Annotated in this window: 16 protein-coding genes; 10 read left to right on the top strand and 6 right to left on the bottom strand. The window is 62.7% G+C overall.

Features of this window, described 5'->3' with window-relative positions; genetic code table 11:
• Positions 1 to 2: 2 nt before the first annotated feature.
• The 3 genes from rnr to rpmG all read left to right on the top strand — a co-directional run bounded on the left by rnr (position 3) and on the right by rpmG (position 4,260).
• Entirely contained in the window at positions 3 to 2,303 is a 2,301-nt protein-coding gene (gene rnr, locus KFF05_05340; protein UTW52787.1) for a ribonuclease R, read from the top strand.
• 98 nt (positions 2,304 to 2,401) lie between these two features.
• A complete protein-coding gene (locus KFF05_05335) occupies positions 2,402 to 3,991 on the top strand; it encodes a PDZ domain-containing protein (protein UTW52786.1) in 1,590 nt (529 codons plus the stop codon).
• Positions 3,992 to 4,092: 101 nt separating this feature from the next.
• Complete coding sequence (gene rpmG / locus KFF05_05330; GenBank protein UTW52785.1) at positions 4,093 to 4,260, top strand: 50S ribosomal protein L33; 168 nt, start codon at positions 4,093 to 4,095, stop codon at positions 4,258 to 4,260.
• 107 nt (positions 4,261 to 4,367) lie between these two features.
• On the opposite strand, the gene KFF05_05325 is transcribed toward rpmG, so the two are convergent.
• The 3 genes from KFF05_05325 to KFF05_05315 all read right to left on the bottom strand — a co-directional run bounded on the left by KFF05_05325 (position 4,368) and on the right by KFF05_05315 (position 7,021).
• Positions 4,368 to 5,771, bottom strand: a complete 1,404-nt coding sequence (locus KFF05_05325) for a PleD family two-component system response regulator (protein ID UTW52784.1) — start codon at positions 5,769 to 5,771, stop codon at positions 4,368 to 4,370.
• A gap of 21 nt (positions 5,772 to 5,792) precedes the next feature.
• Positions 5,793 to 6,158, bottom strand: coding sequence for a response regulator (locus KFF05_05320; GenBank protein UTW52783.1), 366 nt, complete (start codon positions 6,156 to 6,158; stop codon positions 5,793 to 5,795).
• 164 nt (positions 6,159 to 6,322) lie between these two features.
• Positions 6,323 to 7,021: a Crp/Fnr family transcriptional regulator gene (locus KFF05_05315; GenBank protein UTW52782.1), complete on the bottom strand. Its 699-nt coding sequence runs from the start codon at positions 7,019 to 7,021 to the stop codon at positions 6,323 to 6,325.
• Positions 7,022 to 7,385: 364 nt separating this feature from the next.
• On the opposite strand from KFF05_05315, the gene KFF05_05310 reads away from it, so the two are divergent.
• The 5 genes from KFF05_05310 (at position 7,386) to KFF05_05290 (ending at position 13,595) form a co-directional block, all read left to right on the top strand.
• Positions 7,386 to 8,000: a hypothetical protein gene (locus KFF05_05310; GenBank protein UTW52781.1), complete on the top strand. Its 615-nt coding sequence runs from the start codon at positions 7,386 to 7,388 to the stop codon at positions 7,998 to 8,000.
• A gap of 166 nt (positions 8,001 to 8,166) precedes the next feature.
• The gene (locus KFF05_05305) at positions 8,167 to 9,342 is read left to right on the top strand and encodes an ATP phosphoribosyltransferase regulatory subunit (GenBank protein UTW52780.1); all 1,176 of its coding nucleotides are present in this window, start codon (positions 8,167 to 8,169) and stop codon (positions 9,340 to 9,342) included.
• Between the two features lie 42 nt (positions 9,343 to 9,384).
• Entirely contained in the window at positions 9,385 to 10,677 is a 1,293-nt protein-coding gene (locus tag KFF05_05300) for an adenylosuccinate synthase (GenBank protein ID UTW52779.1), read from the top strand.
• A 174-nt stretch (positions 10,678 to 10,851) separates the two neighbouring features.
• Positions 10,852 to 12,954: a hypothetical protein gene (locus tag KFF05_05295; GenBank protein ID UTW52778.1), complete on the top strand. Its 2,103-nt coding sequence runs from the start codon at positions 10,852 to 10,854 to the stop codon at positions 12,952 to 12,954.
• Between the two features lie 2 nt (positions 12,955 to 12,956).
• On the top strand, positions 12,957 to 13,595 hold the full coding sequence (locus KFF05_05290; protein ID UTW52777.1) for a hypothetical protein: 639 nt from the start codon (positions 12,957 to 12,959) through the stop codon (positions 13,593 to 13,595).
• 54 nt (positions 13,596 to 13,649) lie between these two features.
• Here the strand turns inward: KFF05_05290 and rpoH are convergent, their stop codons facing one another.
• Both rpoH and KFF05_05280 read right to left on the bottom strand, forming a co-directional pair.
• Complete coding sequence (rpoH, locus tag KFF05_05285; protein UTW52776.1) at positions 13,650 to 14,540, bottom strand: RNA polymerase sigma factor RpoH; 891 nt, start codon at positions 14,538 to 14,540, stop codon at positions 13,650 to 13,652.
• Positions 14,541 to 14,679: 139 nt separating this feature from the next.
• Entirely contained in the window at positions 14,680 to 15,648 is a 969-nt protein-coding gene (locus tag KFF05_05280) for an RluA family pseudouridine synthase (GenBank protein ID UTW52775.1), read from the bottom strand.
• A gap of 128 nt (positions 15,649 to 15,776) precedes the next feature.
• On the opposite strand from KFF05_05280, the gene KFF05_05275 reads away from it, so the two are divergent.
• On the top strand, positions 15,777 to 16,370 hold the full coding sequence (locus KFF05_05275) for a hypothetical protein (GenBank protein UTW52774.1): 594 nt from the start codon (positions 15,777 to 15,779) through the stop codon (positions 16,368 to 16,370).
• Here KFF05_05275 and KFF05_05270 read toward each other — a convergent pair.
• On the bottom strand, positions 16,367 to 16,690 hold the full coding sequence (locus tag KFF05_05270) for a hypothetical protein (GenBank protein UTW52773.1): 324 nt from the start codon (positions 16,688 to 16,690) through the stop codon (positions 16,367 to 16,369). The genes KFF05_05275 and KFF05_05270 overlap by 4 nt on opposite strands.
• Positions 16,691 to 16,822: 132 nt before the next feature.
• On the opposite strand from KFF05_05270, the gene KFF05_05265 reads away from it, so the two are divergent.
• Complete coding sequence (locus KFF05_05265) at positions 16,823 to 17,173, top strand: hypothetical protein (GenBank protein ID UTW52772.1); 351 nt, start codon at positions 16,823 to 16,825, stop codon at positions 17,171 to 17,173.
• The last annotated feature ends 17 nt before the right edge of the window (positions 17,174 to 17,190 follow it).

The raw sequence follows: 17,190 nt of genomic DNA, 5'->3' as shown, positions 1-17,190 counted from the left end.
CCGTGGCCAAACCCCCGAAATCAAACCGGCCCTTCCCGACGCGGGAGGAAATCCTGGAATTCATCCAGTCGAGCCCCAAACGCGTCGGCAAGCGCGAGATCGCGCGTGCCTTCAAGCTGGGGGCCGAGGGCAAGGTCATGCTGCGCGAAATCCTGAAGGACCTGGAACGCGACGGCGCCCTGCAGCGCGGACGCAGCAAACGGTTTGCCGAGCCGGGCACCCTGCCCGAGGTCACGGTCCTGCACATCACCGGCATCGACGCCGAGGGCGAATTGATGGCCCGCCCGGAAACCTGGGATGAAGACGCCGCCGGCCCGCCGCCGGCCATCTACATGGCAGCGGAGCGCAAGGGGCAACCCGCATTGGGCACCGGCGACCGCGTTCTGGCGCGCCTGGAGCGCACGGGGCGCGGCGTCTATCAGGGCCGCACCATCCGCCGCCTGCCGTCGGCCCCTTCGGCAATCATGGGGGTTTACCGGGAAGTCGGCGGTGAAGGCCGCATCGAAAGCACCGACCGCCGCGCCAAACAGGACTATGTGGTCCCGGCGGGACAATCGGGCGGCGCCAAGGCGGGCGACCTGGTGCGCGCCGCCGCCCTGCCCGGCAAGGACCTGGGGCTGCGCAAAGCCAAGGTGACCGACGTTCTGGGCGCCATGGACGACCCCAAGTCGATCAGCCTGATTTCCATCCACGAACACGAACTGCCAAGCGAATTTCCCGCCGAAGCCCTTGACCAGGCCAAGGCCGCCGGACCGGCGCCGCTAGGCGACCGCGTCGATCTGCGCGGCCTGCCGTTGGTCACCATCGACGGTGCCGATGCCCGTGATTTTGATGACGCCGTGTTCGCCGAACCGGACCCGGATCATCCCGGCGGCTGGCATCTGATCGTCGCCATCGCCGACGTGTCCTGGTACGTGCGGCCCGGCGACGCGCTGGACCGCAGCGCTTACGACCGGGGCAACAGCGTCTATTTCCCGGACCGCGTGGTACCCATGCTGCCGGAGGAACTGTCCAACGGCTGGTGTTCGCTGAAGCCCAAGGAGGACCGCCCCTGCCTGGCCGCCCACCTGTGGATCGACGGCGACGGCAACCTGACGCGCCACCGGTTCGAGCGCGCCATGATGCGGTCCGCCGCGCGCCTGACCTATGAGCAGGTCCAGGCGGCCCAGGACGGCCGGCCCGACGACGTAACGGACGTCTTGGCCAAGGACGTGATTGCACCGCTGTACGGAGCTTATGAAGCCCTGTCGCGCAACCGCCGGGCACGCGGCGTGCTCGACCTCGACCTGCCCGAACGCAAGGTGATTATCAACGACCGCGGCAACGTCGCCGAAATCGCCCTGCGCGAACGTTTCGACAGTCACCGGCTGATCGAGGAATTCATGATCACCGCCAACGTGGCGGCCGCGGAAGCCCTTGAAAAGAAAAGCCTTCCCTGCATGTACCGCATTCACGACCAGCCCAGCCCGACCAAGGTCGCGGGCCTGTCGGATGCCCTGGAAACCATCGGACTGAAGATCGCCAAGGGCCAGGTCATGCAGTCCAGCATCTTCAATCAGATTTTGACCAAGGCCAAGGGCGGGCCGTTCGAGCGCATGGTCCAGGAACTGGTCCTGCGGTCCCAGGCCCAGGCCGAATATTCGCCCGACAACATCGGCCATTTCGGGCTGGCGCTGCGCCGATACTGCCATTTCACCTCGCCGATCCGACGCTATTCGGATTTGCTGGTCCACCGCGCCCTGATCCGCGGCGGCCGGATGGGCGACGGCGCCCTCGAGACGGACCACAAGGACTTCGCCGAGATGGGCCAGCATCTGTCGTTCACGGAACGGCGGGCGGCGGCGGCCGAACGTGCGTCGGTCGATCGCTTCACCACCCAGTTTCTCTCGGACCGGGTGGGGGCGACGTTCATCGGCCGCATCAATGGCGTTACCCGCTTCGGCCTGTTCATCACCCTCAGCGACACGGGCGCCGACGGGCTGATCCCGATCCGCTCCCTGCCCGACGACTATTACATCCACGACGAGGCCCATCACCGCCTGCGCGGGCGTTCCAACGGCAAGACCTATGTCCTGGGCGAAGCCGTCGAGGTCCGCCTGGTCGAGGCCCGGCCGCTGACCGGCGGCATGATCTTCGAACTGATGGACGGTGGCGGACGAAGTGGTGGCGGCAGTGCCCGCGGGCGGTTCACTCCCGGTGCGCGGCCGACCGGCGGCGGGCGGAAAAAAAGCGGACGCAGCGGCGGCAAAGACAAATCCAAGAAGGGCCGCGGCAAGAAACCCGGCAAGTCCGCGCGCGGCTGACCTCGGACACCGCAAAGTTTTCATAATGACGGCGGCTTGAAAATCGCAGACAATCCGTAACTATGATCCGCATGGGTTCCTTCATTCCCGGAATCCGGTTGACCCCGGGCCTTGCCGCCGTTTCGGCGGCGCTTCTGCTCGCCGCTTGCGCGGCAACGCCAACGCCCCGGGACACTGCCGCCAAGGACAGTGGTTTTTCCATGCCGGCGGCGGCCGAGGTCATCGCGGCGGGATACGAGAACATCGCCGAAAAATACCTGGAAGCCCTGCCGGTTCAGGAAATCGGCATGGAAGGGCTGCGCGGCCTGGGCGCCATCGACCCGGCCATTGCCATCGACATTGATACCGGCAAGAACGAGGTCCGCCTGACCGACAGCGGCCGCGAAATCATCCGCGAAGCCCTACCCAAGGGCGATGACACCTATGGCTGGGCCATGCTGACGGCACGGGCCTCCCTGGCCGCACGCGGCTGGTCCGAGGAAATGCGCCGGGCCAGTGCGGAAAAAATCTACGAAGCCGTGTTCGACGGGATGCTTACGGAACTGGACATCTATTCCCGCTATTCCGGGCGCGAGGAGGCACAACGCAACCGCGCCCGGCGTGACGGGTTCGGCGGCATCGGCGTGCGCTTCCGGCAACGCGGCGACATCACCGAAGTCTACCGCATCACCCCCGGCACACCGGCGGCGGAGGCGGACCTGAAGGTCGGCGACGTCATCGTGTCGGCCGACGGCGTGCCGCTCAAGGGCCTGTCGGCGCGCAAGGTCGTGCGGCTGCTGCGCGGTCCCATCGACACCGCCGTGCGCCTGCGTTTGGCCCGATCAGGCCGGCCCGACGGCTGGTCCCTCGACTTGGTCCGCGCCCACATCGTGCCGGTCACGGTCAGTCACATGGTCAAGGACGGGATCATCTACACGGCGGTCGAGAGCTTTAACCAGAAGACCGCAGCCTCCGTAAAGAAGGCCGTCCTGACCGCCAAGGCCGAGACCAAGGTCCCGCTCAAGGGTATGGTCATGGACCTGCGCGGCAACCCGGGCGGGCTGCTGCGGCAATCGGTCAAACTGGCCAACCTGTTCCTGACCCAGGGCCATATCATCACCACGCGGGGCCGCCATCCGGACAGCGTCCATCACTACAACGCCGACGGCGACGACATCCTGAACGGCCTGCCCCTGGTCATCCTGATCGACGGGAAGTCAGCCTCGGCCGCGGAAATCACCGCCGCCGCCCTGCAGGATCGCGGGCGCGCCGTGGTCGTCGGCACTTCGTCCTACGGCAAGGGCAGCGTGCAGACGGTGATCCGCCTGCCCAACGACGGCGAATTGACCATCACCTGGTCGAAGCTGATCACACCGACCGGCTATACCCTGCACGGCCTGGGCGTACACCCCATCGTGTGCACGTCGTCCCTGGCGGAAATTCCCGAGGACGCCAAGGCCAAGGATCCGATCCTGGCCGGCATCGGCGGCGAGCATTATCAGGCCGATATCCTGGCGCATTGGCGGCGCGGCGGACCGCTGGGCGAAGCGGAACGCACGCGGCTGCGCGATACCTGCCCGCCGGAACGCCATGACGACACCAAAGACCGCGACGTGGCGCGGCGAATCATCGAAGACCGCACCCTTTACACCCGTGCCCTGACCTATACGTCGACAACCGCGCGGGCCGATGCGGCGGCCCTGGAATAGGCCGCAACGCGCCGGTTTCGCCGTGCCCCTTGACTTGCGCGTCCGGCCCTGTATGTTTCGCGCCTTCGACCTGACAGAAAACCAAAGCGGAACTTCGCACCATGGCAAAACCGGCCACAATTCTTGTGAAAATGGTCAGCACGGCTGACACGGGCTTCTTCTATGTGACGAAGAAAAATCCGCGCAATTCGACGGAAAAGTTCGAAATGCGCAAGTATGATCCCGTGGTCCGCAAACACGTGGCCTTCAAGGAAGAAAAGATCAAGTAAGGCTGCCACTGGCGCCCCTCGATCCCATTTCCTGTCCCTGGCCGGCCCATCCCTGACGGGGCGGCCCCTTTCACAAAAAATCAGCAACCAGTCCGCCGTCGTCCGATCTAATCGACGGCGGTTTCCCCTGTCTTTCTGACCAGCGGGTCCGCGCGCACGACCCGGTCGCGGCCATCGTGCTTGGCCATATAGAGCGCCTTGTCCGCGCGTTCGATCAGCTCGGCCGCCGTTTCACCCGGCTCCACCGATTCCGCGACCCCGGCACTCATCGTCACGGACAGTTGCGTCCCGTCCGGCAGGGGGATCGGCTCTTCCGCAACCTTGGCGCGGATACGGTCAGCAACCGCGAAGGCGATATCGATCGGGGTATCGGGCATGGCGACGATGAATTCCTCACCGCCGAAGCGGGCCGCCGTGTCGAACCCGCGCACGTTGCGCAATAGGCGCTTGGCGATCACCCGCAGCACCTCGTCGCCGGCGGCATGGCCGTAGGTATCGTTGACCCGCTTGAAGTGGTCGAGATCAATCAACACCAGGGACAGCCCGTGGCCACCCTCGCCGGCACGCTTGACGATGCCGTCCAGATGCGATTCCAGATAGCGCCGATTGTGCAGCCCCGTCAGGCCGTCGGTCAGCGCCATCGACAGGTGTTGCTGAAAATTCGCCTGCAGCATCCCCTGATAGCGCTTACGCCGCACCTGGGTGCGCACGCGGGCGACGATTTCCTGCTCGTCGACAGGACGCACGACGCAGTCGTTAACCCCCAGCTCCAGGCCCTTGATCAGGTTGCTTTCGTCTTCGGCGTCCCCGATCAAGAGGATCGGCACCTGGCGCGTCGGCTCTCGCGAGCGCAGACGTGAGGCCAGCCGCAAAGGCTCGTCCCCCTCGAAATCCATGGAGATGACAGCCACGTCCGGCAGATCGGCGGCAATTTGCGGGGCGGCGTCGGCATAGGAATTCAGCGCGGTCACCGCATGACCATCCCGTTCCAGGACACCGCGAATATTGTCACTTTGGATTTCGCTGGAATCGACCACGATCACCCGCGCAGCGCGGCCATGGACATCCGTCATATCCGGGTCGACATCAAAGCCCAGGTCGCGCGATGTCTGCTGATGCAGGGACCATTGGTCGAAGGTCCGTTTCATGCGCACCAGCGAGCGCACGCGGGCGAACAGCATGATGTCGTTGAGCGGCTTGGTCAGAAAATCGTCCGCCCCCGCCTGCAGGCCGTTGACGCGGTCGCGCATGTCGTTGAGCGCCGTCACCATGACCACGGGGATATGCGCCGTGCGCGCCGTTCTCTTGATCCGGCGGCAGACCTCGAACCCGTCCATGCCGGGCATCATGACGTCGAGCAGCACCAGATCGGGCATTTCCCGGGCCACCATTTCCAGCGCCGTGGGCCCGTCATGGGCGGTCAGAACATCATAATATTCACTGGTGAGCTTGGCGGCCAGAACCTTCACGCTGGCGGCAAGATCATCGACGATGAGGATTCGTGCCGACATGGTCTGTCCCGCCCGCGGCGGTCAGCCGAGGAATTTCGCGACGGTTTCCAGGAACGTGGGAACGGAAATCGGCTTCGCGATATACCCCTCACACCCACCTTCTCTGATCTTTTCCTCGTCTCCCTTCATCGCGAAAGCGGTAACGGCGATGACCGGGATTTCCTTCAGGGAATCATCGGCCTTCAGCATCTTGGTAACTTCCAGACCGGAAATCTCGGGAAGCTGAATATCCATGAGGATCAAATCCGGGCGGTGTTCCTGGGCCAATTGAATGGCATCGCGGCCGTCCATGGTCTGAATGGTGTTGTAACCATTGGCCTGGAGCAGGTCGTTGAACAACTTCATGTTGAGATCGTTGTCCTCAACAATCAAAATCGTTTTCGCCATATTTCATTCTTTCGATCAATTTCTGGGGCCGCTGGCAGCGCCATGTCCCGCACCACGACCCTGGCCCGATCAAAGGTATCCGACCGGAACTGAAGTCACCGTCGCGCTTAGCCCAGATAGTGTCCGAAACGCCCCGGCAAGTCAAACGACGGTAGGGGCCAATGTCACTCGCCACGGACCTCTTCAACCATGTCTTCCAGGCGGTCGACATTGTCGATCACCAAGCGGTCCTTCTGACGTTCGACCATGCCCTGTCGCGACAGGTCCGACAGCACGCGGGCAACCGTTTCACGGGTCGTCGACACGCGGCTTGCGATATCGCCGTGCACGGGGATGGGTTTCAATTCGGCGCGGTTTTCGCCGACCATGTTGTTGCGCGCGAGGCGCAGAAGATCGGCCTGAACCCGGTTGTTGGCGGCCAGGGTGCTGAGATCCATGATGCGGTCCGTCGAGGTTCGCACAATGCGCGTCAATGCCCGCATAAGTCGCAACGTGACGGTGAAATGTTCCGACAGCAATTGCAGGAACCGTTCCTGCGACAGGGATGCAATCACCGTGTCCCGAAGCGCCATGACGCTGGCCGAGCGCGGTTCCCCGTCGATCGCCGCAAGGTCACCGAAATGGCCGCCCGCGTTGACGTCGTCCAGGGTAATTTCGCGACCCGACAGGGAATAGATGACGACCCGGGCGGCGCCGGTGACGACGAAATAGACGTCCTGTGTATCGCTTTGACGGTCGATGATCTGTTCCTGAGCGGCGTAGGTCTTCCACGAACAGGCTTGCTCCAGCCGCTCGATCTCGACCGCGCTCAAATCTTCCAGCAGATGTATCTGCGCCAATGACCGCGCATTGCCATCCGTCACGCGAACCCCCTTCGCCTAATATTAATCAAGAGCAGATTTATTAATGCGATCTTATGCAAGAACCGCGCACAACTCCAAAGGAAATGAAATTGCACCGATTCCCGCGGCAAGTGCCCGGCGAGCTTTGTGCCGTGCGAACCAATGGGCGTTTCCCTACTTGGCATTCGACACTGGCGCCCTTATATCGGTTTTAACTTTTTTATGCTCTAATTGAGCAATAAACAGACCGTCAACCGCCTGGATAGGGACAACAGCACCGTCCATAACACGGCACGGTCTGCGATGTGGCGTAATTGTACGGACATGCGAAGGTGAGACTGAAAAGCCGGGCGGCCGATATGCCCGCGCGCAAACGGAAACGATGATGAAAAGACCCCTGATCGCCCTTTTTGCCCTGGTACTGACGGCCACCTTTGCCGGCCCGCTCCGTGCCGCCGACGGCCAGTTGAACGCCATCTCGTCAAAACCGTTGCCAGCCGGCAAGGTTCTGGCCGTGCGGGCGCTTGACGATTCCGACGAATCGCTGGAACTGAGCCATCAGTTCGCGCGGGAACTCAAGGCGCGTGGCTATCGGCTCGACCCCAAGGCAGAGCTGATCCTGACCTTTGAGGTTCTGGACGAGCTGGGCGCTTTTACCTTTACCGACAAACGCTATTTCCTGGATGTCCAGGGGACCAAGGGCACCAGTTCCGGCACCGAAGGGTCCGAAGCCCGGTTCAACGTGTTCGATTCCAAGACCGGCGGCATTCTTAACGAAGGTCAGGGCGGGACCAAGATCGTCACACCGACCAAATACCGCTTGAAGGTGACCATCGACGGCCCGGCGGAAGCGGGTCGCATCGAACGGTACTGGCAGGGCTGGGCGACCGGCAACCTGGGGGCTGCGACCAACGAAACCTTGATCGGCGCCATGGTCGTGCCCCTGGTTGAGAACCTGGGCAAGACCGTGAAAAACGAAGTCTTTCCCCTTCCCAACTAGCCATTCCAAGCCCCCAGTTGCTGTCCGGCACGGCCCCGCCCAGGCATCGCCGCCCCCTTACGACCGCGACGGTGCTTGCCCAGGCGGGTCAAACCGTTTAGGAAACGGGGCCGTGGACGGCTGATTGGCGGCCGGCCAGTCTTAACGCTTGAACCCGGCCTCTCAGATGGAAAACCCCTCCAATCCCGGGCTGCTGCCCGCCGGCTTGTCCGACCTTCTGCCCCCTGATGCGGGGTTCGAGGCGTCGGTGACCGAACGTCTGATCGACGTCTGTCAGGCGCACGGCTATCAGCGCGTGAAACCGCCCTTGATGGAATTCGAGGATTCCCTGCTGTCTGGCACGGGTGCGGCCATGGATCGCCAGGTGTTCCGCCTGATGGATCCGGTCTCGCAGCGCATGATGGGCCTGCGCGCCGACATCACGCCGCAAATCGCGCGCATTGCCGCAAGCCGCCTGAAATCCGCCCCTCGGCCGCTTCGCCTGTGCTACGCGGGTCAGGTCCTGCGCGTGCGCGGCGACCAGATCCGCCCGGAACGCCAATTCGCACAGATCGGCGCGGAACTGATCGGCAGCGCCGCCCCCGCCGCCGACGCCGAGGTCATTGTGATGGCCGCCGACGCGCTCGGCTATATCGGGGTTGCCGATGTGTCCATCGACCTGGCCGTGCCAACCCTGGTCACGGCAATCCTGGGCGGCGCCGTTCCTCCTGCCGCCGAACGCACCCTGCGCGAGGCCCTGAACCACAAGGATACAGGGGCACTCGACGGTCTGGCGACGCAGATCGGCGGCGAACTGACCGACCTGCTGAAACGCCTGGTGCTTGCCGCCGGCCCCGCCGACGATACCCTTGCCGCCATCGATGCCATCGATCTGCCCGCCGCTGCCGCCGCCGAATGGGATATGCTGAAGGCCATTGCCGCAAAGGTCCGCGCCCTGGCGCCAACCCTGCCGCTGACCATCGATCCGGTGGAGCACCGCGGTTTCGAATACCATGCCGGAGCGACCTTCACCCTGTATGCCGCCGGCGTGCGCGGCGAATTGGGTTCGGGCGGGCGCTATCTGGCCGGCAACGGCGGCACGACCGCCGGCGCGGGTGAACCGGCAACGGGCTTTACCCTGTTTACCGACACCCTGCTGCGCGCCCTGCCGCGCCCGGCGCAGGGCCGCCGGTTGTTCGTGCCCACAGGCACGGCGGCGGACCGCATGGCCGCCCTGCGCGCCGAGGGATGGATCACCGTCGCCGCACTGGACGACGGCGCCGACGCCCAGGCCGAGGCCCAGCGCCTCGGCTGTACCCACTGGCTTCACGACGGCCGCCCCGCCCCCATCGGCGAGGCGTGACCGGAAAACACCCCTTTTCACGGACAAGAACGGACACTGAAAATGGCGAACGTGGTTGTCGTCGGCTCGCAATGGGGCGACGAAGGCAAGGGTAAGATCGTCGACTGGCTTTCGGAACGCGCCGACGTGGTCGTGCGTTTCCAGGGCGGGCACAACGCCGGCCATACGCTGGTCATCGACGGCGTCACCTACAAACTGTCCCTGTTGCCGTCAGGCATTGTGCGCAAGGGCAAGTTGTCCGTGATCGGCAACGGCGTCGTGGTCGATCCCTGGGCGCTGCTGTCCGAGATCGAAAAGATCCGGGACCAAGGCGTCGAGGTCACGCCGGACAGCCTGCGCCTGTCCGAGGGCTGTCCCCTGATCCTGCCGCTTCACCGCAACCTTGACCTTGCCCGCGAAAAAGCCGCCGGCAAGGCGAAGATCGGCACCACGGGCCGCGGCATCGGCCCGGCCTATGAGGACAAGACCGCACGCCGCGCCATCCGCGTCGGCGACCTGAGCGACCACGGCCTGCTGAAGGACAAGGTCGAGGGCCTGTTGTTCCATCACAACGCGCTTCTGCGCGGGCTCGGCATGCCCGAGGTCGACGGCGACGAACTGCTGGCGCAACTGATCGAGGTCGCACCCAAGGTTCTGCCCTTCGCCGCCACCGTGTGGCAGGAGCTAGACCAGGCCCGCCGCAAGGGCAAGCGTATCCTGTTCGAGGGCGCCCAGGGCGCCATGCTGGACCTGGACCATGGCACCTATCCCTTCGTCACCTCGTCGAACACGGTGGCCGGCCAGGCCGCTGTCGGCTCCGGCCAGGGACCGAGCGCGATCAACTACGTCCTCGGCATCACCAAGGCCTATACGACCCGCGTCGGCCAAGGCCCGTTCCCGACCGAATTGGAAGACGATGTCGGCCGCACGCTGGGCGAACGCGGACGCGAGTTCGGCACGGTAACCGGACGGCCCCGGCGCTGCGGCTGGTTCGATGCGGTCATGGTCCGCCAGGCCATCAAGGTCAACGGCATCACCGGTATCGCGCTGACCAAGCTGGACGTTCTTGACGGCCAGAAGGTCCTGAAGGTGTGCCGAGGGTACCGTCTGAACGGGCAGGAGATTGACCATCTGCCGGCGTCGCAGATCGAGCAAGCCCGGGTCGAGCCGATCTACGAGGAAATGGAAGGTTGGGACGAAAGCACCCAAGGGGCGCGGTCCTGGGCCGAACTGCCGGCCACGGCGATCAAGTATATCCGCCGTATCGAGGAACTGATTGAAGCCCCCGTGGCTCTGCTGTCCACCAGCCCGGAGCGCGAGGACACGATTCTCGTCCATGATCCCTTCGCCGACTGATCGCGCCGACCTGATTCGGCCAGCCTGACCCGGTTCCCGGCATTAATTGTCTGTCAAGGGAATGGCGGGTACCATCAGGGCGTGAAAGTGTGGGAAATTCAAGGCACGCAGGCGGTAAGAACCGTGCTGCGGGCCTTTTCCATTCGCGACTGTTGGGGCTGAAGACGACAATCGATGGCTGAAACCGCCACAGCACAGGCCGCCCCCGGGGGACCGCCGCCCGAAGAGGGCGCGCCACCGGAAGGCATGAACGCCGACACGGAACCCGGCGACGGCATCCCGTCCGCGGAAAGCCTGCGCCCTGTTCTGATTAAAGATCGCTTCGCCGTCGACCCCAAAACGCCGCTGCCCGATCTCGATTCTCCTTCCGCCAAGGCCTTCATGGCCGAGGACCGCCGCGACATCGACCGTCCCGTGTTCGCGCTGATCTGCAACCCGGGACTGCCGACGCGGCTGGGCGCCATGACGTCGTTGCGCGGCTCCGGCATCAAGGCGTTGGTCGGCGTCCTGGAATGGGAGGTCGAGTTTTGGCCTCTGATCCGCCAGCGCACCATGATCCTGATCCTCGAACGCCCCCTTGGCGGACGCGTGCTGCAGAAAGGCACGTTCCGGATTTCCGAATACGACCTGCCGCGCAAGGTGATCGAGCCGCTGGCCGGCGCATTGCAGGAAATGGCCTCGATCGGCGTCGCGCACCGGGCAATCCGCCGTGACAATCTGTTCTTCATGGATGCCGGGCGGCAACAGATCGCCTTCGGCGAATGCTATTCGTCACCCCCAGGCTACGACCAGCCGGCGGTGTATGAGCCGGCGGAACGCGCCATGGCGCCCCCGGCCGGGCGCGGCGTCGGCAATTCCCGCGACGACGCCTATGCTTTCGCCGTCGCCATCGTCGGTCTTATTCTGGACAAGGAACCGGGGGCCGTCGAAGGTTCGGAAAAAATTCTGGCAGAGAAGCTGGAACTGGGGTCCTACGCGGCGATTACCGGCAACGAGAACCTGCCCCTATCCCTGCTGGAGCCGCTGCGCGGCATGCTCGGCGACGACCCCCAGCAACGCTGGGGGCCCGAGGAAATCGACCTGTGGCTATCGGGCCGAAAGATGTCGCCACAGCAGAAACGCGCGGGCAAGCGCGGACAGACTCCCCTGACCTTTATGGGCCGCCCGTATCAGAGCGTGCGGCAACTGGCCGACGCCTTCAGCAAACACGTACCCGACGCCGCCAAGGCGATCCGCCACGACAGTTTCGATACCTGGCTCCGGCGTTCGGTCGAGGACGTCAACCTGGCCAACGCCATCAAGAACGTGCTCGACGTGGCCAATGCCCAGGCCGGATCCTTCGCCGGCTCGGACGAAATGATCGTAACCCGTGTCGCCATTCTCATGGATCCCTTGGGCCCCATCCGCTTCAAGGGGTTTTCCTTCATGGTCGACGGGTTCGGCGCCGCCTTCGCCATGGACCTGCTGCGCACGGGCGATCCGCAGATCCCGGCGGAAATCATCGCCAAGGACATTCCCGACCTGTGGTTCCAATCACAACTGGCCTATGCGCCGGAAGCCTCGATCCATCAGAAGAACTTCTCGCAGCTCAAGATCGTTCTCAACAACAAGGACCCGGGCTTCGGCATCGAGCGCTGCCTGTATGAAAGCAATCCGTCTCTGCCCTGCCAAAGTCCGCTTCTGCTGCAAGAGTACGTGCTGGATACCGACCACCTGTTGCCGGCGCTGGATCGCGCCGCCAACACGCAGGATCTGAAGTCCAAGCCGCTCGACCGCCATGTCGCCGCCTTCATCACCGCGCGCTTCAAGGAAGACATCAACCCCCACCTCAAGGCCCTGGCCTCGGAAAACCCCGATACCCAGACCATCGGCATGCTGTCGTTGCTTGCCTTCATTCAGTGGAAGCTGCGGGTCGAACCTGTCTACGGTCTGGCAAGCTGGGTCGGCGGGCATCTCGGCCCGGCCATCAACGCGTATCATTCGCGCAGCACCCGTAAGGAGATAGAGCGGGAAATTCCCCGTCTGGTCCGCCGTGGGTCGTTGCCCGAACTGTTCGACCTGATGGACAACGCCGACCGCCGGCGGGAGGACATCGAAGGCTTCGAGGATGCTGTCGCGGAGTTTACCGCCGCCGAACTGGAAATTCAGGATATCGAGGGCCGCGGCGAAGAACAGCTGACCAAGGCCGAGCGCACCGGTCAGCAGGCCGCCGCCATGGGCTCCATCCTGGTAACCATGTGCATCGTGATGATCCTGTTCATGATCAAGGTGTTCTGAGCATGGGCCGCCCGCCGATGAGCCGCGCCATGATCCCGTCGCCGCCGCCCCGCCGGCGCGGCAAATTCTGGCTGTATTTCCTGCTGATCTCGGTGACGATGATTGCCGTAGCCTTTCCGACCATCATCGTCGTCGGAATTGGCATGCTGCCGGCGATGGCGTCCTGGATCACCGACCGCACGGATCAGAAATACGGATTCTTCTGCATCGGCGGCCTGAATTTCGCCGGCATGTTCCCCTACCTGATGGATTTGTGGTCAGGCAACCACAACATCACCGGTGCGCTCGACATCGTCACGGACGTGTTCGCCCTTGCCGTCATGTACGGCGCGGCCATGGCCGGCTGGATGGTTTATACGGTGATCCCGCCGGTCATCACATCGTTCATGACGGTGCTGACCGAACGGCGCCTGTCGGCCTTACGCGCCAACCAACGCCGCATCGTTGACGAATGGGGGGATGAGGTCACCCTGGGGATCCGTGCCCCCGGCAACGGCCCCGCCAAGCCCGCGCCACGGCCGGGCGCCCCCGCTTCGGGTGGTGGACCGGGCGGAGGCGTTCAGGCAGCCATGGCGGCGATGGAAGCCATCGAAGCAAAGGAAGAGGCGGACGGAGACGCCCCCATGGGTACGGCGCGATAGCCTCGCCGCCCCACGAACCGCCGCCGTCCGCATTCTTCAATCCGAGATGTGGCCTCAATGCGAGATGTGGCGCTCGATGACCGCGTTCTTGACCGACTTCTGAAGCTTCTCAAAGGCCCGGACTTCGATCTGGCGAATACGTTCACGGGAAATTCCGTATTCCGCCGACAGGTCCTGCAGGGTTGCCGGTGTGTCCTTCAAACGCCGTTCCTCGATAATATGGCGTTCCCGCTCACTGAGCGATTTCAACGCCGCATTGAGCATACCGCGCCGTTCCGACAGTTCTTCGTCGTCGCCCAGACGGGATTCCTGATCTTCCGAATCCTCAACCAACCAGTCCTGCCATTCACCGTCGGCGTCCTGACGCAAGGGCGCATTGAGTGACTGGTCGCCGCCGGCCAAACGCCGGTTCATGTTGACGACCTCGACCTCGGACACACCCAGCTTGCGGGAAATTTCTGCCACCTGTTCCGGGTGCAGATCGCCCTCGTCGATGGCCGACATCTGAGCCTTCATCCGACGCAGGTTGAAGAACAGCTTCTTCTGCGCCGCCGTCGTGCCCATTTTGACCAGCGACCATGATCGCAGGATGTATTCCTGGATCGCCGCGCGGATCCACCACATGGCATAGGTCGCGAGACGGAATCCGCGCTCCGGATCGAACCGCTTGACCGCCTGCATCATGCCGACGTTGCCTTCCGAGATCAGCTCGCCCACGGGCAGGCCGTAGCCGCGATAGCCCATGGCGATCTTGGCGACGAGGCGCAGGTGGCTGGTTACCAGGCGGCGGGCCGCCGCTTCGTCGCCGTGTTCCTGCCAGCGCCGAGCGAGGGAGACCTCTTCCTCCGGCTCCAGCATGGGGAAATCCCGGATGCGGTAGAGATAACGCGACAGATTGTCTTCCGGGGCAAAACTCAAGTCCTTTTCAGGGGCCATGTATCCCATGGTGCGGTTTCCCTCATATCCGAACGCAGCTGACCCGCCGTCTACCTGACGGCCAGAACGGAGGGTTATGATGCACTGCGTTAATTCATACCAATTTGGTCGGATATTAGCCGAGGGATTTACTCAGGTACAGAAAATTTTAGATCGACCGCAGAATGTCAGATATCTCATTGATATAATTATATTTATTAGATGAAAAGCTGAGCCTCTCTCCCGTCACTGGATGGGTGAATCCCAGAATACTCGCGTGAAGAGCTTGGTTTTTACAGTTGGATAGTGGGGTTTTCAGCTCAGGCGGCAGACCGGAAACCCGCGCCCGCCGGCCTCCGTAAAGAGGATCGCCGATCACCGGATGGCCGATCGACGCCATATGCACCCGGATCTGATGCGTGCGCCCGGTGGCGAGCCGGCATTCGACCAAGGCCGCCCGGTCGCCGAACCGTTCCAGCACCGTGTAGAACGTCTTGGCCCATTTACCGGACCCGTCCGGACGCACGGCCATTTTCTTGCGGTTCCGGGGGTCCCGGCCGATAGCGCCGGTAATTTCGCCCGCCGCCGGGCGCGGCACGCCCCAGACCAGGGCGCGGTAGGCGCGGTCGATGGAATGGTCCTCGAACTGCTTGGCGAGCCCCCGGTGCGCGATGTCCGTCTTGGCCGCGACCATGAGGCCCGAGGTATCCTTGTCGAGCCGATGCACGATGCCCGGCCGCTCGACCCCGCCGATGCCCGACAGCGAGCCCGCGCAATGGGCCAGCAGCGCGTTGACCAGCGTGCCGTCCGCATTACCCGCCGCCGGATGCACGACCAGGCCCTGGGGTTTGTCGATGACGATCAGTTGGTCATCCTCGTAGACGACGTCCAAGGGAATCGCCTGACCCTCGGGTGTGGCCGGAACGGGCGGCGGGATGGTGACCGTATAGCCCTCGCCGGCACGGACTTTGCGCTTGGCCTCGGTCACCGGCCGTCCGGTGCCGTCCGCCACTTGCCCCTCGGCCAGCAACGCCTGCAGGCGCGCGCGCGACAGGTCCGGCAGCAGCGCCGTCAGGGCCTTGTCCAGGCGTTCGCCCGCCTGCGCGGCGGGGATAGTCAGATCATACCGATTTGCCATATTTCGATTCACACAAGGCAATGACTTGAAATGCGTTGAGACTCTCTAAGGCGGGCAATCAAACGCCCAATATTAACCCCTCGATAACCAATTGATTTTAAAGTACTTACAACGATTAAGGATAGAGCATGGACACTACATACTATTTGAACGGCGGGTTTAAGCCGACTACAAAACGGAACGCTGACCTAGGCGGAGCGGATTTTTACCCGACCCCGGCATGGGCAACGTACGCATTGATGGACAATGAAAAGTTCGACGGTGACGTCTGGGAATGTGCCTGCGGTGACGGCGCGATGACCGAGGTCATCAGCGAGGCCGGGAACCAAGTTTACAGTTCTGACCTGTATGACCGAGGATTCGGCGACGCAGGGATAGACTTTTTAAGCTCAAATAACCGGGCAAACAACATTGTAACAAATCCTCCGTTTCACAGCGCCGAAGGTTTTGTTGCCGCAGCTCTTGAGAAAGCGGACAAGAAATTTGCGCTATTGTTGCGATTGGCATTCTTAGAGGGCGCGCGCCGCACCAAAACTATTTTCCATGTCCATCCTCCGTCACGGGTTTGGGTATTCAGCGAGAGAATTACATTCTATGCGAAGGGAGCAAAGCGCGCTGGTTCAGGAACAACTGCATATGCATGGTACGTATGGGACAAAGAGGCTACAGGTGCCACAGAATTGCATTGGTTTAAGCCTGGGTACAAAGCAAAATACTCTTAGAGTCCACGCCGCTTTAGCAACCTTCGCCCACTATCTGTAATTTGATAGCCCCTTCTTTTTAAATGCTTCGCATAACCCTCACAAATGATGTTCCCTTCTGAATCTGAATGGGACTTAATGTTTCTAATTTGCTGCTCCCACATCTCTTCATTCGGTCTAGTGGTTGATTGGACTTTATCTCCTGGCGAGAGCTTCAGATATTTCGGAATCTCTCTTTTAAGGCGATAGAATGTCGCAATCCCATCTGGACTTGCTGCTGCAACCTGAAGTATCCCAATCCCAACTTCGGTTTCTGTAACTCGATTTGGTAATTTGGCCATATTCTCCTCCAAAGAATTTTATATTAGATTTAAATTTTTACGAGTGCGAGTCTAAATAACTGGTACTAAATAGAGATTATTGTTCATCCCCTGTTGTTGACATCTGCCTTCGCCCAATGCACTTAAGCCTCCATGCATGCGGCATTGAAATCACTGGTGATCGGCCTGGGCGTTCTGATCGCCCTGGGTCTCGGGTTATTGGTCTATGGCTTCTTCAAGACCAGCCAGGACCCGACTTGGCGCCTGTTCGGCGACGCCAAACCCGCCGCCACGGCTGCCGGCACACCGCCACCGGCCCATCTGGCCCCGCCCCTGGCTGTGTCCGGCGATATCGAGCTGAACCTGCCGACGGGCTGCGAGATCAAGTCCGTCACCCAACTGGGCGGGCAGATCTATGTCCTGACCCAGCCCGCCGGGGTGTGCGGTCAGGTGCTGATCGTCGATCCGGCCGCAGGCCGCGTCACGGGCCGAATCAATCCTTAAGCCGCGGGAAGGACTGC

Source organism: bacterium SCSIO 12827 (assembly GCA_024397995.1).
Taxonomy (GTDB): Bacteria; Pseudomonadota; Alphaproteobacteria; order Rhodospirillales; family Casp-alpha2; genus UBA1479.
Note: the sequence above shows the minus strand (reverse complement) of the source record. Positions and strands in the feature narration are given on the sequence as shown.